Origin of the sequence: Micromonospora sp. MP36 (genome assembly GCF_008119785.1) — a bacterium.
GTDB lineage: Bacteria > Actinomycetota > Actinomycetes > Mycobacteriales > Micromonosporaceae > Micromonospora.
On sequence record NZ_VSFA01000314.1, the window covers coordinates 1 to 371 of the forward strand.

General features: G+C 76.5%; 1 protein-coding gene. It reads right to left on the reverse strand.

Annotated features, from left to right (window positions below):
- Positions 1-4 precede the first annotated feature (4 nt).
- Positions 5-371: hypothetical protein (locus tag FXF52_RS43935; RefSeq protein ID WP_187414036.1), on the reverse strand; the 367-nt coding region annotated here is incomplete at its 5' end.

The following is a 371-nucleotide window of genomic DNA, read 5'->3' on the forward strand; positions in this document are numbered from 1 at the left end:
CGGCTCACAGGGTTCCTGGGGTTCCCAGGGTTCGCAGGGCACGCCGGGCGCCCAGGGCGGTGCGCCGGGTGGTGCCGCGCCGGGTGGTGCCCCGGGTGGTGCCGCCGCGCCGGGCGGTGCCCCGGGCGGTGCGCCGGGTGCCGCTGCGCCGGGCGGTGCGCCGGGTGGTGTCCAGGGTGCCGCCACTCAGGGCGGTGCGCCGGGTGGCGTTCAGGGCGTTGCCCAGGGAACCCAGGGCACCCAGGTCGTGCAGGCCGCGCAGACCGGCCAGGGCATGCAGGCCGCGCCCGGCTCGCAGGTCTCGCAGGACGGGTCCTCGTGGTCGCCGAACAAGGACGGCCAGAAGGAGAAGGAGAAGAAGGAGAAGAAGG